The following is a 23,370-nucleotide window of genomic DNA, read 5'->3' on the forward strand; positions in this document are numbered from 1 at the left end:
GATAATAAATCTTAGCGCCGCGTTAGCTTATTGTGGAGCACGATTGTAATGGTTTATATGATTTGTAATAATAGATTTATTAATGACTAAACATAGATATATATAGATACATGACATGGGCACGCCGATTTCACACACGACAAACCACCTTCCGCCAGTTAGAAATATTTATGATGGTGGCAGAATATCTTAGTGTAACCCTTGCCGCTAAGGCCCTGCACCTAGCCCAACCTACGGTGTCTACCCAGATTGCAAAGCTCGCCAATGCTCTTGGTGTCAGTCTGTTTGAGCAGGTAGGCAAGCAGATGTATTTAACCGATACTGGAAAAGACGTGCTAAAAGCGGTTCGCGAACTCTTTGAGGTTATGGATAATCTAGAGATGCAGTTAGCGCAGCGCCAAGGCTTATCGGTGGGGCAGTTGCGAATCAGCGTAGTGACCACCGCTAAATACCTTATTCCGTCTTTGTTAGGTGAGTTTTGCCAGCGTTACCCTGACATTGAGCCAGAATTTCAAATTGGTAATCGGGCAGAAATTATTCAGCGCCTTAAGCAAAATCTTGACGATTTATATGTATTTAGCAATCCGCCTAAGGAGCTAGATATCGAGGCTGAGTTTCTGACGGAGAACCCCCTAGTGGTAATTGCAAAGCAAGATCATCCCTTACGAAATGAAAAAATAATTACATGGGATATGCTAGAAAGTGAGCGCTTACTAATGCGAGAAAATGGCTCGGGCACACGCTACGCCATAGAGCGCTTTTTCAATCAAAACGGACTGCGCATGCAGCAGCCCGCCACCATTGCTAGTAACGAAGCAATTAAAGAGTCGGTGATGGCGGGTTTAGGAATTGCGATTGTCAGTCGTCATGCACTTAACCACATGGCGCCCGGAAACCTTATTTCTTTGCCGGTGGAAGGCTTTCCCATTCCTAATTCTTGGTATTGGGTGCTGCCAAAGGGAAAGCAGGTATCGACAGCAGCATCGGCATTTAAGGCACACGTGGCCAACAAATTAGCAGGCTTGTGAGCTCTAGGGTTTATTTGGACACTTATTCGCTTACTAGCACGACAGGTGTTCCCACATAGGTAATATAGAGATAGGTAATGCCTTCGAAGGCTTGGGTAGTCGTAGATATCTGCACACCTGTTATTGCATTGGCCTCAGCAGGCGCACTCGCAGCAAAATTATCAATGATGTCTTGGTATTCGGTACGCTTTTTTTCAAACAAGCCCACCACGATGCCGCGATCTGAGATCTCAATCGTTCCGGTAAATTGAATCATGCTAAAAACCTCAGCAATCACCATTCCCTCTGGTAAGGTGTTGTTGGTCAATATTAGTTTACTCATTTGTCTCTTCCTATTATTTTGATTTTGCGTGCAATCGGCACAAAGCTCGCACAAAAAATTCGTCTCTGCTTAGGTTATCGGACGCGCGGCCAGAAGCTTTTGTGATATTCAGTGCTTTTGAACAGGTGTACCTCAGGCAAATGTTTGCTAGTCTATTGCGCATCTATCCCTAATCAGCCTTGTATTGGATGCAGTCACTTACCGACACGCCGGTTACCACCCTAAAGGGCGTGGGGGCCAAAGTTGCTGAAAAGCTAGAAAAACTCGGATTAAAAACCCTGCAAGATGTGATTTTTCATTTGCCCCTACGCTATGAAGATCGGACTCGGCTTTATTCGATTGGCGAGCTGCATGGATACTTGCATGTGTCGGTGCAGGGGCAGGTCATGAGTGCCGATATTAAATACGGCCGCAAGCGTATGTTGATAGTCAAATTAAGTGATGGTAGCGGTACTATTAGTCTGCGATTTTTTCATTTTTCAGCCGCTCAGTTAAAGGGCTTTACTGAGGGCACTACCATTCGCGCGTTTGGTGAAGTTCGGGCAGGTACTGCAGGGTTGGAAATGGCTCATCCAGAATATAAAGTCATTGCAGATGGCAGCACATCGGGCATGGAAGATACCCTCACGCCGGTGTATCCGACAACAGAAGGGGTGCATCAGCTTACTTTGCGCAAACTTACTCAACAGGCACTTGAACAGTTGGCTAAAGGAGCTTTGCCTGATTATTTGCCAAACAACTTATATCCGAACCAACTCAGTTTAAAAGAGGCGCTATTTCTTGTGCACCGCCCGCCAGCTGATGTCGCCATAGATGAGCTCTCAGAAGGTCAGCATCCAGCGCAAAAGCGTTTGGTGGTTGAGGAGCTGCTGGCGCATCATTTGAGCATGCTAAAAGTGCGCAGTCAGGCCAAGGAAGACCCAGGGTTTTCGGTGCTGGCAGATGCCACCTTAAAACAGCGATTTTTGAGTACTTTGCCATTTTCACCCACCTCGGCACAATCTCGAGTGGTCAGTGAGATTGAAGAAAATTTGCAGTCTGGCTTACCAATGATGCGATTGGTGCAGGGCGATGTGGGTTCAGGTAAGACTCTAGTAGCCGCGCTGTCTGCACTTTCAGTGATTGCTGCAGGTTATCAAGTTGCCTTAATGGCTCCAACCGAGTTGCTAGCAGAGCAGCATGCTAAAAACTTTAAAGATTGGTTTACACCTTTAGGCATTAAAGTCGGCTGGTTGGCTGGAAAGCTAAAAGGCAAAGTGCGCAATGAAACATTAGAGTCGCTGCAAAACGGTGATATACAAATGCTGGTGGGTACGCACGCGATATTTCAAGACGCTGTCAACTATAAAAACCTTGCGCTGGTGATTGTTGATGAGCAGCACCGATTTGGGGTACATCAGCGTCTATCCCTGCGTAAAAAGGGCGAAATTCAGGGAAAATATCCACATCAGTTGATCATGACCGCGACGCCGATCCCAAGAACATTAGCCATGACCGCCTATGCTGATTTAGACACCAGTATCATCGACGAACTGCCGCCGGGCAGAACACCAGTGAAAACCGCCGTGCTGCCAGATACCCGCAGAGGCGAAATTGTCGACAGAGTGCGCCAATCAGCCCTTGAAGATAAGCGACAAATTTACTGGGTATGCACCCTCATTGAAGAATCTGAAATGTTGCAGTGTCAAGCGGCAGAAGATACCGCTGTGAGTCTAGCCACGGCATTACCCGAATTGAAAGTAGGACTTGTACACGGCCGTTTAAAAGCGCAAGAAAAGCAAGAGATCATGGATGCCTTTAAATCAGGTGCACTGGACTTATTAGTGGCAACCACGGTAATTGAAGTGGGAGTGGACGTGCCGAACGCCAGTCTAATGATTATTGAAAACCCAGAGCGTCTAGGATTAGCGCAGCTGCATCAATTGCGCGGACGAGTGGGCAGGGGGTCGATAGAGAGTCATTGTGTGCTGATGTATTCAAGCCCATTGTCAAAAACTGCCACCAAACGCTTGAGCGTGTTAAGAGAATCTAATGACGGTTTTTACATTGCTGAAAAAGATTTAGAAATTCGCGGCCCCGGCGAGCTTTTAGGGACCAAACAAACCGGTATCGCCGATTTAAAAATTGCAGATTTGGTGCGCGATGCGTATTTAGTATCAGACATAAAAACCATGGCAGAATATGTATGGCGCGAGCATCAGCAAAACGCTTTGCATTTGATTGGTCGATGGCTGCCTTATCGAGACGACTACAGCAATGCGTGAAGCCATTCGAATCAGGTACCGTTGAGTCGATAAGCTTTGTTCTTGCCCTAAACATTGTAGTGCCCAGTAAAGTAAGCAATAAAGTAACGAGTAAAGTAACCAGTGCAGTGAAAAACTGCTACGCTATACCCAACTGTTTTTACCCAAAGCGTATTTATGAAAGTCATTGTATTTAGCAGCCAAGATTACGATAAATCATTTTTACATGCCCATTGTCCACCAGATCTGCAGCTTGAATTTCATGAGGTAAAACTCAGTGAGCAAACTGCGGTGCTCGCTGACGGGGCTGACGTCATTTCAGTGTTTGTTAACGACCAAGTAAACAAAGCGGTTATCGACCAGTTGCTGACCATGAAAGTGTCACATATAGCGCTGCGCTGCGCGGGTTACAACAATGTTGATTTAGCGTATGCAAAATCTAAAGGCTTAGCGGTATCACGAGTACCGGCGTATGCGCCCCAAGCAGTTGCAGAACATACTGTGGCGCTAATGATGTCACTCAACCGTAAACTTCACAAAGCCTACAATCGCGTAAAAGAAGGTAATTTTGACTTAAATGGTTTGCTTGGTTTTAACATGTATCAAAAAACCGTAGGGGTAGTGGGTACCGGTAAAATAGGGCGAGCGGTCATTGACATTCTACTCGGCTTTGGCTGCAAAGTACTGTGTTACGATGTTTATCCTGCAAGCGACTTAGATCATCCAAACTGCCGTTATACCGACATGCAAAGTCTTGTTAGCGAATCTGATATTATTACTCTTCATTGCCCGTTAACGCCTGATACTCAGCATTTGATTGACGCAGAACGCATCGACAATATGAAAGATGGTGTGATGCTAATTAATACTTCTAGAGGTAAATTGATTGATACCAAAGCGGTGATAAACGGCATTAAGCGCAAAAAAATTGGCTATTTAGGGCTCGATGTATACGAAATGGAAGAAGATTTGTTTTTTAAAAACCGCTCATCAGAAATTATCGAAGACGACGTGTTTCAGCGTTTGCTGACCTTTCCGAATGTATTGATCACCGGGCACCAAGGATTTTTTACTGTAGAAGCGCTTACTGAAATTGCCCAAACTACCCTGAATAACATTGCGCTAGCGGCCAAGGGCGAGCATGATGATGTCACGTTTTTATAGGCATCTTAGCTGTATATGAGCCGTCCAATGACAACTGTCAAATCAACTTCTTCAGCACACACGCCTAGCGCGTTAAAAACGGTTATTTTAATTGAAGATACCGGCAGTGTGAGTGCCCACGAACGAGCGGCTGCGCTTGCGAAAAAAACCGGTTTTGAAGTGCATAAAATTAATCCGCAAAAAGCGGATAAACGTTTTGATAAAGCACAATGGCAATTAGTGTTTACCGAGGCTGGCTTAGCACTTCGCTTAAGCAGTGAGCCGAGTTGGTCAGATATTCGCGTGGATTTTGCATCTGCGGGGCTGCAGTATCGCAAGCAGCATGGTGGCGGGCGCAACGAAGCCATTGCAAAAGCCATCGGTATTAAAGGAAAACAGCAGCTCAGTGTTTTAGACTGCACCGCTGGCATGGGCACCGACAGTTTTGTGATGGCAAGCGTGGGTGCGCAAGTCACTATGCTCGAACGAAGCCCCGTTATCGCGGCATTATTGGAAGATGCGCTGCTAAGGCTTGAGGATGCGGGCGAAGCACTGCATAAAAGCTTGTCGTTTGTTCAGGCAGACGCAAGTGAATATTTGCAGCAGATATCTGTAAAAGAAGCGCCGAATCAGCTTGATGTTATTTATCTTGACCCCATGTTCCCTCATAAGAAGAAATCGGCTTTAGTAAAAAAGGAGATGCAGGCATTTCAAATGCTATTAGGGCCAGACCAAGACAGTGAGCAATTACTTACTGCCGCGATAAGCGCAAAACCTAAACGAATAGTAGTGAAGCGGCCTGCCAGCGCAGCAGAATTGGCAAATGCACAAACTATATTGCCGACCATGGCAATACGATCGAAAAAGCATAGGTTTGACGTATACATACTTAAATCTATATAAGCGCTCGGTAACGATATCGAGTCTGTTATTAACAAAGAAACACCTACAAAAAGGAATATTTATGATTGAAGTCGGCGCAAAATTACCTGATGCAACATTTAGCCAGCTTGAAAACGGCGAAATGAAAAACCCTAATACTGCCGCGTTGTTTGCGGGCAAAAAAGTTGTGATGTTTGCAGTACCCGGCGCATTCACGCCAACCTGTTCGCAAGCCCACTTACCTGGCTACGTTGCCTTAGCTGACAAAATTAAAGCAAAAGGCGTAGACGACATTATTTGTTTGTCGGTGAACGACGCTTTTGTAATGGATGCATGGGGTAAAGCCTCTAATGCAGAGCACATCAAAATGTTGGCAGATGGTAACGGCAGCTTCTCACAACTTGTGGGTCTTGACATGGATACCGACGCTTTTGGCGGCGTTCGCGCAATGCGCTACAGCATGATTGTTGACGATGGCGTGGTCACGGCATTACACGTAGAAAAGCCAGGTGCGTTTGAGGTAAGTGACGCCGAAACGGTATTAAAGGCATTATAGGTTAAGCTTTGTGTATTGAATCACAAGCTTTAGGGTGCGTGCTTTATAGTAGATTGGGCAAGCAAGCTTAAATACACAATAACTTTCATTGCAATGAAAGCCGCTAGTGTGTTGAGACTCAATAAGCTCAACATGTTAGCGGCTTTTTTAATAACAGGAGAACCTGATATGCCTGAAGGCCCAGAAATACGATTGGCAGCCGACAAAATCGCTAAGGTCATTGAAGGCAAAAAAATAGAGGCCATTGAAGTGGGCCTGCCGCATCTGTACCAGCCCGCAAAGATTCTCGCGGGCCAGCGCGTCGAAAAAGTCGAAACACGCGGCAAAGCAATGCTTATTCACTTTGACAACCAGCTGTCGGTTTACTCCCACAATCAGCTATATGGCGTCTGGAAAACCGCAAAACGCGGTAGCCTTCCTAAAACAAAGCGTTCTTTAAGACTCGCGCTTCATACAAAAGATCAGAGTGCTTTGCTTTATAGTGCGTCAGATATAGGGGTGTATGAGCGCGGCGAATTGAACGAGCATCCTTTTCTAAGAAAATTGGGGCCAGACATTTTACAGGCGGATTTAACGTGGCAAACCCTCAGGAAGCAATTGCTAGCTAAACGTTTTTGCAATCGGGGCTTAAGTGCACTTTACCTTGACCAGCAATTTATCGCGGGTATCGGTAACTATCTGCGCACCGAAATATTGTTTGCCGCCGGCATACACCCTGACTACAAACCCAAGCAACTTAGCCCCGAGCAGTTAAAAGCGCTTGCTAAACAAACTCTTGTTATTGGCCGGCGAGCATACGCCACAAGGGGCCATACTGTCCCAGAAAGCTTAGGCAAAAAGCTCTCAAAAACCAAAGGCAGTTACGAAAGCGTGCGCTTTATGGCCTTCAATCGAGAGCAACTGCCATGCAGAGTCTGCGTCACACCCATCATAAAAGCTCAGCGCAATGGACGCAGGATTTATTGGTGTGAACGGTGCCAGCCAATTATCTGAGTCAGCTATTCGCGATAAGCGCCTTCGCGCTTACGTAGCGAATGACAATACAAGTTTGGTTTAAAACTTAGTACTCACCCACACCCATAATTTCTCAGTGTCAGTATTAAATCCGTCTGACGAATAGTCAGCGTACTTAACCGCCACTTCATAATTTTCTGCAAATTTGGTGACGTACTGCAAGTTAATTTCAGTACCATAATCGTCTAGTACGTCGTTGCCATCGTCGGCTTGAAAATCATGATAAACTGCAAGCCACTTGCCGCCGAAAGCACTTCCTGTAAGCGTAACGCTAGTGTCTATTAGACCTAAAATAGGTGTACTCAAAAATTGGTCTGACCAGCCATTGAATTTATGCAGGGTCGCTAATGGCGTCGAAAACCCGTAGTTTCCATCGTCTGAACCTAATACTTCATAACCGACTTTTGCGGTAACCCCTGAGAACGTTGCGCCGAATTCTGTAAAGAGATAGTCCGCATCAAAATCTACTAAATCTGTTTTGGAAGATTGCTTTGCATACTCAATACCATAAATCAGCTTGATACCATCAAAGTCTTGAGATCCGTTAAAGCTAAGACCATAGGTATCAAGCGCATTGCTTGTCTCAATATCCGTTTCTAGCAGGTACGCGTAGCCTACTAGTTTGCCGAGTTCAGTTTGATACGAAGCATTAAGTAAGTGGTCTTTAGCGTCAATATCTGCATCTTCACCAAATATGCGATTGCGTTGGTCAAGGTAGCTGTACTGTACTTTTACATCTTTGTTTGGGGCGTATATAAAGGAGGCTGCGTCAAAGGTTTGTCTGTCTTGGCGCCAGCCTACGTGACCCACAAAACGATGAGTATCAAACGCAATCACTTGACGACCTATTTTCGCAGTAAACCCATCTTTTTTATACTGAACGAAGCCTTGATCGAGTTCAGTAAATTCTGGATCAGCGATCACCGAATATATGCCGGGATTAAACCCACTTGGCCCTACTGTATAATCACCTACGCCTAACGCAATCCGGTTGTCTTCCATTTCTACGGTAAATGACCATCCATCTAAATCGCCGGAGGTATACCCTAAACGTGTGCGGAAAGTCAGTGCGTTGGCATCTTCCAGAATATTATCTTGCGATACGCCCTCATAGCGAAGCCTGAAATCTGCAAAAACGCTGCCTGAACTTAGAGCATCATATACCGCATTGTTTTGCGCTTGTGCTGTAAAAGAGGTAGTGCATGTACTAGCAATAGCAAAAGCTAGACAGCTTACGGCTAAAAAATGGTGTGGTTTACGTTGCTTGTAAAAGGTCATGATTGTCTTCCTAAATATTGAATTTCTTGATTTTTGAATAATCGCGTCCGTATCTGCATATCAGTAGATACAGACATTCCTTAAAAAATATACGGGCTAAGCGTTATCTACCTGTGAGGCTAGAATTGGCCAAAGTAGTATTAACCGTTAGGCAGCATTCGACTTTGAAGACGACCCACTTTGCATCGGTGATGAATGTTTAGCGCTTTTTACGGGTTCAATTTTTTTTTGCTTTTCATACAAAAAGCGCAATACATCATGTCGATATCGGTTGTAAATCGGATTATCGGCAAGCGCAATTCGGTTTCTAGGCCGAGGTAAATCGATGTCCAATACCTCTCCGATAGTCGCTTGCGGGCCGTTTGTCATCATCACTATTCGGTCAGAAAGTAACACCGCTTCGTCGACGTCGTGGGTGATCATGATCACCGTGTTACCCAATGACGCATGGATCTCCATCACAGAGTCTTGCAGGTGCGCTCGGGTCAACGCATCAAGTGCGCCAAATGGTTCGTCCATCAGCAGCACTTTAGGCTCCATTGAAAGAGCTCTGGCAATGCCAACCCGTTGCTTCATTCCCCCTGAAATTTCAGACGGTAATTTGTCGGATGCATGCGTCATATGCACCAAATTCAGATTGTGTTGAACCCACTCTTTGATTGCTTGTTTACTGCGCCCTTTTCGAGTTTGCTTGACCGCAAGCTCCACATTTTTATATACCGATAACCACGGTAATAAAGAATGATTTTGGAATACGACTGCTCGCTCCGGACCCGGCTCATTCACTTCTTGGTTTTCTAGCAAAACGCCGCCTGTCGTGGCTTGATATAGTCCAGCAACGATATTCAGTACGGTTGATTTACCGCAGCCTGAATGCCCTATAAGAGATACAAATTCGCCTTTAGCAATGACCAAATTAACATCTTTTAGCGCCGTAAACGGGCCTTTCGGAGTGGGGAAATCAATGCCTATATGTGACAACTCTAGGTGTTTCTTCATGGTCTTTATCCTAATTTTCTGCACTTAACGTACATCTATCGTTTTATCCCAACTTACTGACTTTTGTATAATTAGCATCAATCGGTCTAAACCAAATCCGATAACGCCAATGGTTAGCACCGCTACCATAATGCGTGCTAATGACTCTGAACTACCGTTTTGAAACTCATCCCAGACAAACTTTCCAAGACCAGGGTTTTGCGCCAACATCTCAGCGGCAATAAGCACCATCCAGCCAATCCCTAAGCTAAGTCGAAGCCCTGTAAAAATCATTGGAATGCTCGACGGTAGAACGATTTTACTGATATGTTTGAAGGTGCTTAAGCGCAGCACTTTACTTACATTCAACAAATCGCTATCAATACTAGAGACGCCTACCGCAGTATTGATTAGCGTGGGCCACAAACAGCAAAGTGATACAGTGAGTGCTGATATTAAGAATGACTTCGCAAAGATTGGGTCGTCGCTCACATATACCGCACTCACGACCATGGTAACTAAAGGTAACCAAGCGAGCGGTGAAACCGGCTTAAACAATTGCACTAAAGGGTTAATTGCCGAATATGCAGAGCGACTGAGTCCGCACAATATGCCCAGTGGCACCGCGATCACCGCGGCAATCAAAAAGCCAATAGTCACCGTGTACAAGCTTGTCCATATCTGATCCACAAAAGTAGGGGCGCCTGTGTAATCACGAATTTTACCGACAAAATTTGGATCCGATGCTGAGCGAGCAGCATTTCTAAGTTCCTGCCTTTCGTAAAAAGCCTGAGCTTTGTCTTGCTGTGCGTGATGCTCTTGATATAACACGATACTCTGCTCCCATACCTGAGCAGGACCAGGAAACTTGCCTAAGGATGTATCAATGCGACTTGCCAGCGCCGACCAGAGTAACAAAAACAACGCCATTCCTAACAAAGGCAAAATAATATTGGCTGTATGTTGTGCCCGTGCGCCTTTGATAGCCTTAGTGAACAGTGCCAACACAACATTTTGTTTTGCAGTCTTGCCATGGATTGTTGAGCGTATCGACTGTGTCATGATTCATTCCTAGTATTTGTAGTACTACTAATTGAGCAGCACACATCAATGCGCTACGTTATGAGTTAGAGTATTTGCTCAGCTTTCAAACCAATCGCGAAGGATTTCAAATATGCATTGGGCTGTGTGCCGTCATACGTAATATTGTCGATAAACTCGGTCTGCGGCGGCTTAAAGCCGGTTTCAGTGGTAAAATCAGGAAACTGTGAAGACTGGGCTTTACCTTCATCAATGAGGGCCCGTGCTGCTTGAGCATAGATGTCTGGGCGATATACTTTTTTAGCGGTTTGAATGAACCAATCGTCGGTTTTAGGCTCAGCGATTTGTCCCCACCTGCGCATTTGCGTGAGGTACCAAATGGCATCACTGTAAAAAGGATAAGTGGCGTTGTAACGAAAGAACACGTTAAAATCGGGGACGCTCCTGACATCACCTTTTTCGTATTCAAAGGTGCCGGTCATAGAATTCGCAATAACCTCAACGTCGGCCCCCACATAATTGCTTTGCGCGAGTATTTTTACTGCCTCTGAGCGATTCGCGTTATTGTTTTCGTCAAGCCATATGGCCGCACGGATCATCGCTTTGACAACACGGATGTGGGTATTTGGGTTTTCATCGGCCCAAGCCTTGCTTACCCCAAAGACCTTTTCTGGGTTGTTTTTCCATATTTCATAGTCAGTAATAATCGGCACGCCAATGCCTTTAAATACCGCCTGTTGATTCCATGGCTCACCTACGCAATAGCCATAAATAGTGCCGGCTTCCATCGTCGCTGGCATTTGCGGTGGCGGAGTTACTGAGAGCTGCGCTTGAGCGTCAATTTGGCCTGATGTATCTCCTTTATGAGGCGCATAATAGCCAGGGTGAATGCCCCCTGCTGCAAGCCAGTAGCGCAGTTCATAATTGTGAGTTGATACTGGAAATACCATACCCATTTTGAAGGGTTTACCTTCTGCAATGTATTTGTCGACAACGGGTTTTAGATAGTCAGCTTTGATGGGCAATACCGCGCGACCGTTTTCTCTGGGTACAAAAGGCTGCATCTCCTCCCATATTTGATTAGACACGGTAATCGCATTGCCGTTTAAGTCCATACTGAAGGCGGTAATGATGTGAGCCTGAGTACCAAATCCAATGGTGGCTCCCAAGGGTTGACCTGCCAGCATGTGCGCGCCATCTAACTGGCCATCGATGACTCTATCGAGCAATACTTTCCAATTCGCTTGTGCTTCAAGGGTGACGTACAAACCTTCGTCTTCAAAATAACCTCTTTCATAGGCGATTGCCAAAGGCGCCATATCAGTGAGTTTAATAAAGCCAAATTTGAGCTCTTCCTTTTCTGCATAACCGACCTCTGCCTGAGCTGACATGCCGACAAGCATTGCGCAGCAAGCCGCGGTGCCTAATGATGCTTTTATTATCGAATGTAACACTGTTTGAATAGCGCGTGCGTTCATGTATTGCCCCTTTTTTTCCAAAAAAAAACCCACGCCAATACGATAATCAATCGTTTTGTGCGTGGGCTACTTTGCCAGTTTCATGCTTCAGTGCATGATAGATGTTTTAATTTTTAATATGTAACAAGACCTAAGCGGCGTTGATGCTGTTATGTTCAAGCATCTACCCAAGGTAGTACAGCGCTTAAACTCACTTTTCTAATTCAACAATGCATCTTCAGTGCCAATATTTATTTTCTATCAATATCAATATCTTAACTTTATTTTAACGTATTCTTTGTGGCGTCAATGTGTTCAAAAAGTGCAAAAACCAGAAACGATGCACCTTCAATGTGCGATTAATCAGAAACGTCAATAAGAGTATCGGGCTTTTTTTACCTTATTTGCTTGTTCGTAACTGAGTTCGCATGTCAACCGCGGCTGCAAAAATGTCATCTCTAAATGCAAGTTTTGCGACTTCCTCTATGTTTGCCCCGTTAAGGCTATCTTCGCTTTCATATGCTTGCATTTTCTCGAGGAGCCACAGTGCTTGTGAGCGTGTTGGCGTGTTGACCTGATAGTCATTTAGCGTGTTCACCGAAAACACGGATGAAAAACGGTTGTAATGCGGAATATGACGCGGCTTCTCGTCCGCTTTGGTTAAGCAACTGCCGATTAAAGAAGGTCCAATCACGTCAAGTGACTCATTAAGTACGTCTTCTCTTGCAAGATAACGTGCCGCTTCAAATCGATTGGGTATTTCTCGTAACCATTCACAGGCATCTAAGATTGCCGCGCATAAAGCATGTACCGCAACCTCGTTTTTATGATGAAAGTTTCTGGTAACGCCAAGTACTTTTTCAAGTTTGTCCTCCCAAATATCGAAAGACGTTACCACGGTTTGACCTTGCTCTGCCCTAACTGACTTTGCGTTATAGGGGCCGCCGACACAGAAACCGTCAATCGTGCCTGCCTCTAAACTCTCAGCCATCATCACTGGCGGAATAATGACCAAACGAATATCAGCTACTTCAATTCCTCCTTGCCTTAGCCAATCAAGGAGCTGGTAACGATGGCAACTATAATGGAACACACAGGCTAAGGTTATGGGAGGCTTGCCCAAGCGCTTTCGCTCATCAATTACTGCTTGCAGTGGCGCGGCACTTAACGGGAAGTGCAATGCTATTTGCCCCGACGCTTGTGTAATTTCAGACACGAGGGCATTTGATAAGGTCAGCGCATTGCCATTTTGACTTAAAATCATCGGTGTCAACAAGGGTTGCTGAGAGCCCGTCAAACCTAGTCGATTTGCCAGTGGCATAGGTGCTAAAAGTTGCGCGGCATCGAGCATACCGGCGTCGAGTCTATCTCGTAAGGTTGACCATGATGGTTGTGGCAATAGCTGCACGTCCAAACCATAACGTTCGAACATGCCCAATCGTTTCGCCATGAGTAATGGCGCTGAATCTGTTAATTGTACATAGCCTAACGTAAGGGGGCGAGATAGCGTAGATGAAGTCATATTAATGCCTAGGGTAGGTTTTTTAAAACGGTGAGTAAGGTGCGTGCAATTTGTTCTAGCTTCTGGCCTGAGTCCATGGCCATCTTTCGCATTGAAGTAAAGGCATCGTGTTCGCTTAAGCCTTGCTTTTGCATAAGCAAACGCTTGGCTTGATCTATTGTTTTGCGGGCCTCTAGCTCGAGCTGAGTGCTCTGCAATGCTGTTTTTACGGCTTGAAACTCTTCAAACCTAGCAACGGCGGCATCTAAAATAGAGCGCACCCTAACGGGATCAATATCACCGGTCACATAAGCACTAACTCCTGACTTTACCGAACGAATAATGGTGTCAGAATCTTGGGTTTCAGCAAACATAACGATGGGTTTAGGGTTGACACTAGAGAGCAAGTGTAAGCTATCGAGCACATCCCGATCGGGCGACTCAATGTCCATGACGATCATGTCTGGTTTGAGTTCATCTACTTGCTTAAGTAGTGATATACCAGAACTGACTAAATGAGCAATACGATAACGCGAGTCATCTAGTGCGGCTGAAATCGCTTCAGCGCGCTGCACGTTGTCATCAATTAATAAAATGTTGAGTAACACTAGAGTTGAAGACGAGGATTTATGTGGCATGGTACTCGAATCCTTCTTTGAAAAGATGCAGATACTTGTTCACTGACATCCACTGAGTGCAGTGAAACTTTATATTGCATCGCCGCCCGTGTTTAAACCGCAACATATCTGCCCTTTACAATCCCCTTGTCTAGGCGCATAACGATGCAAAGAATCAGCCAACTCACGTTTTGTTAAGATCTTGAGTGTTGTTAAGTAAACAGGCGTTGCTTGTTACGTGCATTCCACATAGCACTGGCAGCCTCACGGGAATGTGAAAATGAGTCTTTGTTGATTAACATGAGCATACTTGCAAGGGTACCCGTCACGGCTTCTTCACCATAAGTGTGCGAGATTGTTCCATTAAAGAGCCTTGGCAGGTCGTGAATATCCAAACTGGTATCTTTTATCGCCCACCGCATATTTGCGGGTGAGTTAACAATGCTAGTGCTTGCCGAGCGACTCAGATGAAAGTCGGTTGCGGTGGTTGGATTATACTCCGGCTCGCCGCCATCGCCTCTAAAACATAGCGTGTTGGCATCGGCTAACTGCTTAGTAACCATCATATGTTTGTAATCGACATGCCTATGGTGCACGCCTTGTAATGAGTAGGGTGCCGAACATGGATTGAGCAAGCGAGCCAGTGTATTGGCGCAACTGCGTAAGCCAAATACATCTCTAAGCTGGATGACGCGATATAGCTTTGGATGTAAATGTTTTAAATCAACATAACAAAAGTGCGTTTGGGTCAGTTGCGCTCTGGCTTGTATGGGGTTGTCACATAGCATTATGTTGAGTTGCTTTAGCACTTGCTTTGCATATAAGCGTTGCGAATGTGGCTCCGCAGTGCCATGCAGTAAAATATTCACGCCTTGTTGTGCCAAGGTTGCCAGAGCCAATAAAAACCAAGGAAGCTGACGCCGTTTGCCGGCATACGCTCCCACATCTAAATCGACAGAGAGGCCGTTAAATGGAGTGTGTAAAGTCTCACGGCAGGCTAGCGTAAATCCTGAGATTTCATCAATGCTTTCTTCTCGTACTCGCAAGAGCATTAAAAATGCTCCTTCTTGCTCTGGGAGTATCCTCTGTTCAAGCAATAGTAACATAGCGTGATAAGCTTCTTGCTGAGTTAAGTAACGTCCGCTTCGCTGGCCGCGGCCCACAATTTGAATATAGCGGGCAAATTCTTCGATGTCAGCTCGCTGTTTTTGAGTTTGCTGATCAGCATTCATAGGCGGACTTAAATCCTCGGTTTCAAACGCTAGCTTGTTCATATGCACACTCCGTTAATGCAGCAATACTCGCTCGTTTGCTTACCACATGACCGACAATAATTACGCTTGGTCCTTGCAGTTTTGCATCTAATGCTTGTTTGACTATGTTGGTCAAGGTTCCGCAAATTACGATCTGCTGTGCGGTAGTGGCATTGTCAACTAAGGCAATTGGCATGTGTTTGGATACACCGTGGGCGATCAATTGCTCACAAATCAGTTCAAGTCTGCCTAGCCCCATATAAAACACCAAGGTTTGATAGGTCACAGACATCGCCAGTTGTTGCCAGTGAGGCTGTTGCTTGGCTTGCTTCATCGTAGCGGTGACGAATCTTACTGATTGTGCGCAGTCTCTGTGCGTTAGTGGGATACCGCTGTATGCTGAGGCACCACTAGCGGCGGTAATGCCAGGAATAATGCTAAATGGAATATTGTTCAGCTCTAAGGCCTCGGTTTCTTCTGCTGTACGAGCAAAAATTGCGGGATCTCCGCCTTTTAAGCGCACCACGTATTTTCCTGCAAGCGCATATGCCACCATGCGCTCGCAAATATGCGCTTGCGCAACCGAATGATGGCCCGCTCGCTTACCTACAAATTCCACTGTTGCAGTATGGCCAATAAGTGCCAACACCTCTTTACTTACCAGCCAATCAAACAATACAACGTCAGCCTTAGCTAGGGTTTTGACGGCTTTTACTGTGAGTAAGTCTGGGTCGCCAGGGCCCGCACCAAGCAATACAACATGGCCTTTTGAACTAGAACGCTCTGAGGGAAATGCGTTTTTTGTTGTACCTGCAAATACATTAGGCGCGAGACCGGGTTTACCGGCATCACTGAGTAAGCGCCTGAAGGTATTTAAGACTGCACTTATGAAGCTGTGTAATGTCTGGTGTTTGTTTGCTAATAATAGGCCCATTGCTTAAATCTCCACGCGTATATCAATTTTGTTGAGGTTGTTGTCAAGCGCCTTATGCTGCGCAATTAGTTGGCTTAGTTCTGATTTGCAAGACCCACAGTTAGTGCCACATTTTAAACCCTCGCCAAGCCTAAAGACCGTTGTTGCACCTTGCTGTATTGCTTCGACAATGGTGTTTTCATGCACTTTAAAACAGCTACATACTTGCTTGCCCTGCGTAAAACGTGGTTCTGCTCGATGCTGTAACAACCGATTGCGCTGCTCTGGGTTTAGGCTAGCTTGATTAAATAGGTCGTTCAGCCAATCTGAATTTGGGGTCGCTAGCTGATGACTTGCGTGGCAAAAAAACTGCAATTTCCCTTCGTCTAAGGCCATACACTGTCGACTGTCAGACGCTGCTTGCTCGTATGCCAATAGCTCAAAATGGCTAGATAAATGCTGTGTAATATGGGCCGTCCAATGTTCCAATGTGGTAATGTGTTTAGTGAGCGATGGGGGTAAGTTCATCGCCGATGGCATCGTGTTTGTTGCAGTGTCTGTCTGGCTATCAGCACTCAACTGAGGATTTGCGGTGACTTGACTTGATGAGAAGATCGCAAGCCGATACATAAAAGCGTTTTCAAGCGCTGTAATCACGTAATAGTCGCCCAACTTTGCCAACGCACGGTGCTCCATTGCTTGGCGGGTATATAGCACCATCTGCATTAAAGGCTTAAGGGGTGATAATGCCACCGCAGCGTGTTTCAATTCAGGCTGCCCCGAGATAGGGTCAGCAGCAGAACTAAACAATGCCGCGATATTGACATGGGACGTATAGGTTTTGCTCCAATGAATAGGGCAAAACACTTCACCGCTTCGTTGCTTACTATCTATTTTGATAGGCAACACAATAGGCATGTGTCGCTCAGTGGTATTTTGCGCACTACTTAGGGAAACCAAATCGTTGTCAGCTAAAGCATATTTTTTGGCCTCAGCGGGGTGAACATATAAATAAGGCTGCTGAGTATGCTGATGCAGTTTTGCAGCTTTGCCAGTGCGGGTCATGGTGTGCCAATGATCGCGCATGCGTCCGGTGTTCAGAATCAGTGGGTATTGTGCTGTGGTAACTTGCTTTGGCGCCATCGGCGCTGTAACAATGAATTGTGCTTTACCCGACGGCGTAAAAAAACGCCCATCGGTAAACATTCTTGGTGTGCCCTTTGGCGCAGACTTGTTTATTGGCCATTGCACGGGTGCTAGCTTATCAAACTGGGTTTTGTTCATCTGCGCTAAGGCACTTAAATCTAAGTCCCGCCGCCCATCATTTTCAAACCCGGTAAGTGCAGCGTGCTCACAAAATATCTCGCCTGCATGTTGATAGCTGAAAGCCTCGCGATAGCCTAAACGTTTTGCGACTTCGCAAATCGCTTGCCAGTCGGGTAAGGATTCTCCCACGCTAGCAACCAGCGCGCGTTGCCGCGAAATACAACGCTCTGAATTCGTAACCGTGCCGTCTTTTTCTGACCAAGCACTCGCGGGAAGAACAATATTGGCAAAGCCAAGCGTATCGTTTTTATCAACCACGTCACTGACCACCACCGTTTCACATCGAATCAACGCCGCCTCTATGAGATTACGATTGGGCATACTCACCACTGGGTTGGTCCCTATAATCCATATAAACTTGATCTTACCTTGTGCCATAGCGTCAAACATATCGACCGCTTTTAGGCCTGTTTGGGTTGCTAAGTTGGGTGCTTTCCAGAAGCGACTCACAATGCTCCGATGCTCTGTATTATGAATATCCATATGAGCAGCAAGCATATTAGCAAGTCCCCCTACCTCTCGACCGCCCATAGCATTAGGCTGGCCGGTAATCGAAAACGGTCCACTACCCACTTTGCCTATTTTGCCGCTTGCTAGGTGACAGTTGATGATGCTATTGGCTTTATCTACGCCGCTAGTAGATTGATTAATGCCCATCGAATAAAAAGAAATAGTAGAGGGTGAATCAACAAACCACGAGTAGAAGGTTGTGAGTGCTTGTATGGCGATATCGCAGTGTTTGGCAACGGTTGCTAGATCAGCGTTTTGTGCCTCGAGTAAGGCCTGCTCAAAACCCTCGGTATACTGCTTGATGTAGTCTTGATTGAGCGCTTGATTGGCATGGATAAAATTCAGTAGTCCGTTGAATAGCCAAGTGTCACTGCCCGGGCGAATGGCCAAGTGTAAGTCACACTCAGTGGCTGTTGCGGTGCTGCGTGGGTCAATTAAGACCATTTTCATATTCGAATTTTGTTGTTTTGCCAATTGCATACGCTGATACAATACAGGGTGCGTCCATGCTGCATTTGACCCAATCAGTACGATCATATCGGTGTTAGATAAATCGTCATAACAACAAGGCACAGCGTCTGCACCAAAAGCACGCTTGTATGCTGCTACCGCAGACGACATGCACAAGCGCGAATTGGTATCAACGTTTGCACTACCAATAAAGCCTTTCATCAATTTGTTTGCAACGTAGTAATCTTCGGTGAGCAACTGCCCTGATAAATAAAACGCCACTGCGTCGGGGCCATGCTCATCAACTACGTGGCTAATCTTTTTGGCAACCGTGTCTAATGCGTCTGTCCATGATGCCCTGTTGCCCTCAATACTGGGATACAATAACCTTCCTTCTGGACTATTGGTCTCTAACAAATGAGAGCCCTTAACACACAACTTGCCATAGTTTGCTGGATGAGAAACTTGACCCGATAGTCCAATCAAGTGCTCGTTTATTAATGGCGAATCGTTGTCTTGTGCTTGACGACGAACTGTTTGCTTGCATACATCTACCCCGCAACCTACACCACAATAAGGACAGGTGGTATGTATTTGTGTATCAACAATTTGCATAATGGCGGGCTTGTCAACTGACATCAGCGAAGACTAAGAAGTGGTTTGTTCGTTAGCTGAAACCGATGTGACTGACATAGGCATAGGTAACATCGATATTTGTACGTTGGTGTTTACTAAGCGCACCGCAAAGATCCGTAAACTGTGTTCAGGAGCTTCGATGCACTGACCGGTGATTAATGAAAAGTGTTGTTTATATAAGGGTGAAGCAACCACAGGTTCGTCTCCAATAGAACCGATTATGCCTCTGCAGATGACATTGGCTTTACCGATGGGGTCAAAGTTACTGATCCCATACAGCGAGCAGGCCTGTTGTTCTTTGCTTGCTACCCAAAATATCGCGATTTGCAGCCCTTCAACTAGCGCACACACCCCAGAGTTGGGTATCAGATCTGACAAGGTACACACGTTCTGCCATTCAAATGTGTCTTCATTTCGCAAAGTGTTTTGCGTTAACGCGGGTGCTTGCATATTCATCTCCTATAGTGCCTCAACAATATCAATTCGTTCAGCTTTTTCTTGTTCGGTCGCTGGGCGCATTTGTCCGCGTTCCTCTACAAAGAGTTGCCGACTGTCGCCTGCATCGCTATTAACAAATTGCCGGAATCGTTTGCGCGAGTCCGGTGACTCAATTGCGGTTTTCCATTCACATTGATAGGTATTAATTACGGTTTGAATATGCGACTCCAATGCATCATTGATGCCTAAAGCGTCATTGATAATCACATCTTGGAGATACTCCAAACCGCCTTCAAGATTATCTAACCATACTGATGTGCGCTGGAGCCTATCTGCGGTTTTTACATAAAAAGCTAAAAAACGGTCTACGTAGGCAATCAGAGTGGGGTAGTCCAAGTCCGTTGCAAATAAGTCAGCATGTCGCGGCTTCATGCCACCATTGCCGCACACATAAAGATTCCATCCTTTTTCAGTGGCGATAATGCCCACATCTTTGCTTTGTGCTTCTGCGCATTCACGCGTGCAGCCTGATACGCCCATTTTTAACTTATGCGGTGAGCGTAAGCCTTTATAGCGATTCTCAATATCAATCGCTGCAGTTACAGAGTCTTGTACGCCGTAGCGGCACCAGGTGCTCCCTACGCAAGATTTAACCGTTCTTAATCCCTTGGCATAGGCATGTCCGGTTTCAAACCCTGCGTCAATTAATAGCCCCCAAATGTCAGGGAGGTCTTGAACGGTGGCACCAAACAAATCAATGCGTTGTCCGCCGGTGACTTTTGTATATAAGTTGTAGCGTTTGGCAACAGTGCCCAATACAATTAATTGCTCTGGTGTAATTTCACCAGCAGGCACACGCGGTACCACCGAATAGGTACCATCTTTTTGCATATTGGCCAAAAAGGTATCGTTGGTATCTTGCAGGCCAACATGCTGCTCCTTCAGGACAAAGTCATTGTACAGGGAGGCAAAAATTGAGGCGGCCGCAGGCTTGCATATGTCGCAACCTAAGCCTTTGCCATGAGTGTGCAATAAAGTTTCGAAATCTTCGATACGCTCAACTTGGGCAAGGTGAAACAACTGCTGCCTTGAATAGGCAAAGTGCTCACAAATATCTGACTTTACTTCCACGCCGCGCTTGCTCAGTTCCGCGTCTACCACATTCTTTAACAGCGCAGCACATCCGCCGCAACCGGTGCTTGCCTTGGTACATGTTTTGATATCGCCTAAACTATTGCTGCCGCTGTCTATCGCTTCAATAATGTCGCCCTTGCTGACATTGTGGCAAGAGCATATGGTAGCCGCAGTTGGCAAAGCATCGGCCCCTAGCTGCTTAGCCTCACCCGTGCTGGGTAAAATCAGGCTTTCTGGATATTCGGGCAAGTCGATGCCATTAAGGGCATACTGCAATAGCGTATCGTAATCTGAAGTATCGCCTACTAACACCGCACCAATGAGTTTGTTTTGACTCGGCTCAATCACTATTTTTTTGTATATGCCTTTAGGCTGATTTTCGTAGGTATATACCTGTGCGCCAGATGTTGCTGCATGCGCATCGCCTATAGACCCTACTTCGAGGCCCATTAACTTGAGTTTGGTGCTCATATCGGCACCCGTAAAACGCTCATTTGCACCAACAATATGTGACACGGTTGCTCTCGCCATTGCATAACCAGGCGCGACCAAGCCGAATATGCGGTTTTGCCACAGTGCACACTCACCAATGGCATAAATATTAGGATCTGATGTTAGGCAATGATCATCAATTACAATACCGCCTCGCTCACCAATTTGAAGATCAAACTCTCTTGCTAATGCGTCACTTGGGCGAATACCCGCAGAAAATAAAATCATATCGGTTTCAAGGTGCGAGCCATCGGCAAATACCATGCGATAGCGGCATTGTTGGCCTTGCTCAATTACTTGAGTAGCTTTTTGGCAATGTACCTGTACGCCCAATTTTGTGATTTTATCTTGTAAAATCGCGCCGCCAGCCGGGTCTAATTGAACCGCCATCAGCTGCGGCGCAAATTCTACGACATGGGTGTCTAAGCCTGCTTCTTTAAGAGCATTGGCTGCCTCTAAACCTAACAGACCGCCTCCAACCACTGTACCGATTTTGCTCACAGCGGCTGACGCTTTGATTGCGTGTAAATCTTCGATGGTGCGATACACCAAACAGTGTGCTTGGTGATTGCCTGGAATGGGTGGCACAAACGGAAAAGAGCCAGTGGCTAATATTAGTTTTTGATAGGCATACTGACGACCATCTTTGATAGTCACGGTTTGCTCGGCTTTGTTTATTTCAGTTACCCATGCATTCACCTCAACTTGAATGTTAAGGCTTTTGTAATGAGTCTCGCTAGTCAGCGCCAAGTCCTCAGCGGTCTTACCTTGAAAAAACTCCGACAGATGCACTCGGTCGTAGGCCAGTGATGACTCACCACACAGCACAAGGATGCTTAGCGCGCTGTTTTGATTACGCAATTGTTCAACAAAATGGTGTCCTACCATCCCATTACCAATCACTATAATGTCGTTTTGAATAATACCAGTGCTCATATTTGCCTCTTGAATCAGCTGTTTGCGTACTTTTTAGGCATAAAAAAACCCACATGTACCGAAGTGCATGTGGGCATCTTTGCCAGAGGTCTCAGAATTCGGCCGTGAATCCGTAACCTATATGTCATTGCGTATGACTTACTGACCTTCCCCTTGTTGAATTTCTGGGGCTGCTCAGTTTGCCTACAATTGCTGTTTGTAAATTTCGTGATATGAATACTACCATCCAATTTTGATGCCACTCTTACATAATCATTAAAAACAAGGATTTATCTTTCAGCCAAGTAAAATTTCTTCGCATTTTGCACCATCAGTGAGCATGTCTGCGCTGTCGATGGGCAATAAACACCGATAAACTTTTGGATTTTTACTAGGCAAATTTGCATTCGGTGCTTACCATAAATCGAAATTAGCTTATGAATAAGGCGGGCAATTGAGTGAGCGACTTTAATGCGTTAATATTAGCGGGTGGAAAATCATTAAGGATGGGCACCGAAAAACATGCGCTCATCTACAAAGGCGCAACTCTGCTTGAGCATACCCAGAAACTCATCGCGTCATTGTCCCCAAAAAACGTGTACATAAGCGGCAAAGACATTGATGGCGCTATCCCCGATGTATTCAAAAACAAAGGCCCCATCGCGGGGATACACGCGGTATCAAAACGCACACCCGATTCGCTATTAGTAGTACCAATAGATATGCCGCTCATTCAGCCACAAGATTTAATGAGATTGGTGCAAGCAGGATTCAGCCATGCGCGAAGTTGTGTTTTTGAGGGCACCCCCATACCGTGTTTTCTGCACACCGATAGTGATTTTGTGGCGATTGCAGAAAACATGGCAATGGCAAATCTTCGGGCAAGAGACCGGTCTTTATTCTCGCTAATGAGAAGGCTCGATGCCCTTCAACTACCAATAAGTGATGCAAATTTGGCTAATGTGAATACGCCTGAAGAATTTGATAATTTACCGAAAGAGTGATTTGCAGTACTTAAGGACTACTGCAAAAAAATTGAAGCGGTTTGTTGTTTAGAAGGCCATGTGGATTTTTTTATGTGAACATGAGCAGTTTTTATATCGATGCCAAACAGTAGTGGTATGGCTAAGTGAGTATTTCTACGCATTCACTTTTTTTTAGCATGGCAAGCTCTAGGCCTAAAATTTCTCGATAAACACAACATCTTGAACGCATTTGGATGGGTTTAAGCTTAGGGATGCAT

At 45.6% G+C, this 23,370-nt stretch carries 19 protein-coding genes; 7 read left to right on the plus strand and 12 right to left on the minus strand.

The genetic code is table 11. The features are described 5' to 3' along the window. The first annotated feature begins 110 nt into the window (after positions 1–110). Positions 111–1,028: a LysR family transcriptional regulator gene (locus tag AB9H30_RS11290; RefSeq protein WP_371194774.1), complete on the plus strand. Its 918-nt coding sequence runs from the start codon at positions 111–113 to the stop codon at positions 1,026–1,028. A 22-nt stretch (positions 1,029–1,050) separates the two neighbouring features. Here the strand turns inward: AB9H30_RS11290 and AB9H30_RS11295 are convergent, their stop codons facing one another. Further along, complete coding sequence (locus AB9H30_RS11295) at positions 1,051–1,350, minus strand: hypothetical protein (RefSeq protein WP_371194775.1); 300 nt, start codon at positions 1,348–1,350, stop codon at positions 1,051–1,053. Between the two features lie 188 nt (positions 1,351–1,538). Between AB9H30_RS11295 and recG the strand changes: the two genes are divergently transcribed. The 5 genes from recG (at position 1,539) to nei (ending at position 7,167) form a co-directional block, all read left to right on the plus strand. Next, on the plus strand, positions 1,539–3,614 hold the full coding sequence (recG, locus tag AB9H30_RS11300; RefSeq protein WP_371194776.1) for an ATP-dependent DNA helicase RecG: 2,076 nt from the start codon (positions 1,539–1,541) through the stop codon (positions 3,612–3,614). Positions 3,615–3,770: 156 nt separating this feature from the next. Continuing rightward, positions 3,771–4,757, plus strand: a complete 987-nt coding sequence (locus AB9H30_RS11305) for a 2-hydroxyacid dehydrogenase (protein WP_371194777.1) — start codon at positions 3,771–3,773, stop codon at positions 4,755–4,757. 27 nt (positions 4,758–4,784) lie between these two features. Further along, positions 4,785–5,639, plus strand: coding sequence for a class I SAM-dependent methyltransferase (locus tag AB9H30_RS11310; protein ID WP_371194778.1), 855 nt, complete (start codon positions 4,785–4,787; stop codon positions 5,637–5,639). A 61-nt stretch (positions 5,640–5,700) separates the two neighbouring features. Beyond that, positions 5,701–6,174 carry a peroxiredoxin gene (locus AB9H30_RS11315; RefSeq protein ID WP_371194779.1) on the plus strand — a complete coding sequence of 158 codons (474 nt, stop codon included), beginning with the start codon at positions 5,701–5,703 and terminating at the stop codon, positions 6,172–6,174. 168 nt (positions 6,175–6,342) lie between these two features. After that, on the plus strand, positions 6,343–7,167 hold the full coding sequence (nei, locus tag AB9H30_RS11320) for an endonuclease VIII (RefSeq protein ID WP_371194780.1): 825 nt from the start codon (positions 6,343–6,345) through the stop codon (positions 7,165–7,167). A gap of 60 nt (positions 7,168–7,227) precedes the next feature. On the opposite strand, the gene AB9H30_RS11325 is transcribed toward nei, so the two are convergent. The 11 genes from AB9H30_RS11325 to nirB form a co-directional block, all read right to left on the minus strand. Then, the gene (locus tag AB9H30_RS11325) at positions 7,228–8,466 is read right to left on the minus strand and encodes an alginate export family protein (RefSeq protein ID WP_371194781.1); all 1,239 of its coding nucleotides are present in this window, start codon (positions 8,464–8,466) and stop codon (positions 7,228–7,230) included. A 147-nt stretch (positions 8,467–8,613) separates the two neighbouring features. Further along, positions 8,614–9,465 (minus strand): ABC transporter ATP-binding protein, encoded by an 852-nt coding sequence (locus AB9H30_RS11330; protein WP_371194782.1) that lies wholly within the window; start codon positions 9,463–9,465, stop codon positions 8,614–8,616. 24 nt (positions 9,466–9,489) lie between these two features. Further along, positions 9,490–10,506 carry an ABC transporter permease gene (locus AB9H30_RS11335; RefSeq protein WP_371194783.1) on the minus strand — a complete coding sequence of 339 codons (1,017 nt, stop codon included), beginning with the start codon at positions 10,504–10,506 and terminating at the stop codon, positions 9,490–9,492. 65 nt (positions 10,507–10,571) lie between these two features. After that, positions 10,572–11,888 carry a CmpA/NrtA family ABC transporter substrate-binding protein gene (locus AB9H30_RS11340; protein WP_371194877.1) on the minus strand — a complete coding sequence of 439 codons (1,317 nt, stop codon included), beginning with the start codon at positions 11,886–11,888 and terminating at the stop codon, positions 10,572–10,574. Between the two features lie 454 nt (positions 11,889–12,342). Beyond that, positions 12,343–13,464, minus strand: a complete 1,122-nt coding sequence (locus AB9H30_RS11345; RefSeq protein ID WP_371194784.1) for a CmpA/NrtA family ABC transporter substrate-binding protein — start codon at positions 13,462–13,464, stop codon at positions 12,343–12,345. An 8-nt stretch (positions 13,465–13,472) separates the two neighbouring features. After that, positions 13,473–14,081: an ANTAR domain-containing response regulator gene (locus AB9H30_RS11350; protein ID WP_371194785.1), complete on the minus strand. Its 609-nt coding sequence runs from the start codon at positions 14,079–14,081 to the stop codon at positions 13,473–13,475. Positions 14,082–14,272: 191 nt separating this feature from the next. Continuing rightward, entirely contained in the window at positions 14,273–15,334 is a 1,062-nt protein-coding gene (locus AB9H30_RS11355) for a glycosyl transferase family protein (RefSeq protein WP_371194786.1), read from the minus strand. Then, the gene (gene cobA, locus AB9H30_RS11360) at positions 15,315–16,247 is read right to left on the minus strand and encodes a uroporphyrinogen-III C-methyltransferase (protein ID WP_371194787.1); all 933 of its coding nucleotides are present in this window, start codon (positions 16,245–16,247) and stop codon (positions 15,315–15,317) included. Before cobA ends, AB9H30_RS11355 begins: the two co-directional genes overlap by 20 nt. 3 nt (positions 16,248–16,250) lie before the next feature. Beyond that, on the minus strand, positions 16,251–19,151 hold the full coding sequence (locus AB9H30_RS11365) for a molybdopterin-dependent oxidoreductase (protein ID WP_371194788.1): 2,901 nt from the start codon (positions 19,149–19,151) through the stop codon (positions 16,251–16,253). 9 nt (positions 19,152–19,160) lie between these two features. After that, positions 19,161–19,598: a nitrite reductase small subunit NirD gene (nirD, locus tag AB9H30_RS11370; protein ID WP_371194789.1), complete on the minus strand. Its 438-nt coding sequence runs from the start codon at positions 19,596–19,598 to the stop codon at positions 19,161–19,163. Between the two features lie 9 nt (positions 19,599–19,607). Beyond that, on the minus strand, positions 19,608–22,148 hold the full coding sequence (gene nirB, locus AB9H30_RS11375; RefSeq protein ID WP_371194790.1) for a nitrite reductase large subunit NirB: 2,541 nt from the start codon (positions 22,146–22,148) through the stop codon (positions 19,608–19,610). Positions 22,149–22,585: 437 nt separating this feature from the next. Between nirB and AB9H30_RS11380 the strand changes: the two genes are divergently transcribed. Continuing rightward, complete coding sequence (locus AB9H30_RS11380) at positions 22,586–23,131, plus strand: molybdenum cofactor guanylyltransferase (protein ID WP_371194791.1); 546 nt, start codon at positions 22,586–22,588, stop codon at positions 23,129–23,131. Positions 23,132–23,370 lie beyond the last annotated feature (239 nt).

It is taken from the genome of Glaciecola sp. SC05 (assembly GCF_041380235.1).
In the GTDB taxonomy this organism is placed as follows: domain Bacteria; phylum Pseudomonadota; class Gammaproteobacteria; order Enterobacterales; family Alteromonadaceae; genus Glaciecola.

What these genes read in the sequence shown, in the direction of transcription:
- AB9H30_RS11290 (WP_371194774.1), top strand. Translation starts at nt 111, where the DNA reads ATGACATGGGCACGCCGATTTCACACACGACAAACCACCTTCCGCCAG.
- AB9H30_RS11295 (WP_371194775.1), bottom strand. Translation starts at nt 1,350, where the DNA reads ATGAGTAAACTAATATTGACCAACAACACCTTACCAGAGGGAATGGTG.
- recG (WP_371194776.1), top strand. Translation starts at nt 1,539, where the DNA reads ATGCAGTCACTTACCGACACGCCGGTTACCACCCTAAAGGGCGTGGGG.
- AB9H30_RS11305 (WP_371194777.1), top strand. Translation starts at nt 3,771, where the DNA reads ATGAAAGTCATTGTATTTAGCAGCCAAGATTACGATAAATCATTTTTA.
- AB9H30_RS11310 (WP_371194778.1), top strand. Translation starts at nt 4,785, where the DNA reads ATGACAACTGTCAAATCAACTTCTTCAGCACACACGCCTAGCGCGTTA.
- AB9H30_RS11315 (WP_371194779.1), top strand. Translation starts at nt 5,701, where the DNA reads ATGATTGAAGTCGGCGCAAAATTACCTGATGCAACATTTAGCCAGCTT.
- nei (WP_371194780.1), top strand. Translation starts at nt 6,343, where the DNA reads ATGCCTGAAGGCCCAGAAATACGATTGGCAGCCGACAAAATCGCTAAG.
- AB9H30_RS11325 (WP_371194781.1), bottom strand. Translation starts at nt 8,466, where the DNA reads ATGACCTTTTACAAGCAACGTAAACCACACCATTTTTTAGCCGTAAGC.
- AB9H30_RS11330 (WP_371194782.1), bottom strand. Translation starts at nt 9,465, where the DNA reads ATGAAGAAACACCTAGAGTTGTCACATATAGGCATTGATTTCCCCACT.
- AB9H30_RS11335 (WP_371194783.1), bottom strand. Translation starts at nt 10,506, where the DNA reads ATGACACAGTCGATACGCTCAACAATCCATGGCAAGACTGCAAAACAA.
- AB9H30_RS11340 (WP_371194877.1), bottom strand. Translation starts at nt 11,888, where the DNA reads ATGCTTGTCGGCATGTCAGCTCAGGCAGAGGTCGGTTATGCAGAAAAG.
- AB9H30_RS11345 (WP_371194784.1), bottom strand. Translation starts at nt 13,464, where the DNA reads ATGACTTCATCTACGCTATCTCGCCCCCTTACGTTAGGCTATGTACAA.
- AB9H30_RS11350 (WP_371194785.1), bottom strand. Translation starts at nt 14,081, where the DNA reads ATGCCACATAAATCCTCGTCTTCAACTCTAGTGTTACTCAACATTTTA.
- AB9H30_RS11355 (WP_371194786.1), bottom strand. Translation starts at nt 15,334, where the DNA reads ATGAACAAGCTAGCGTTTGAAACCGAGGATTTAAGTCCGCCTATGAAT.
- cobA (WP_371194787.1), bottom strand. Translation starts at nt 16,247, where the DNA reads ATGGGCCTATTATTAGCAAACAAACACCAGACATTACACAGCTTCATA.
- AB9H30_RS11365 (WP_371194788.1), bottom strand. Translation starts at nt 19,151, where the DNA reads ATGTCAGTTGACAAGCCCGCCATTATGCAAATTGTTGATACACAAATA.
- nirD (WP_371194789.1), bottom strand. Translation starts at nt 19,598, where the DNA reads ATGCAAGCACCCGCGTTAACGCAAAACACTTTGCGAAATGAAGACACA.
- nirB (WP_371194790.1), bottom strand. Translation starts at nt 22,148, where the DNA reads ATGAGCACTGGTATTATTCAAAACGACATTATAGTGATTGGTAATGGG.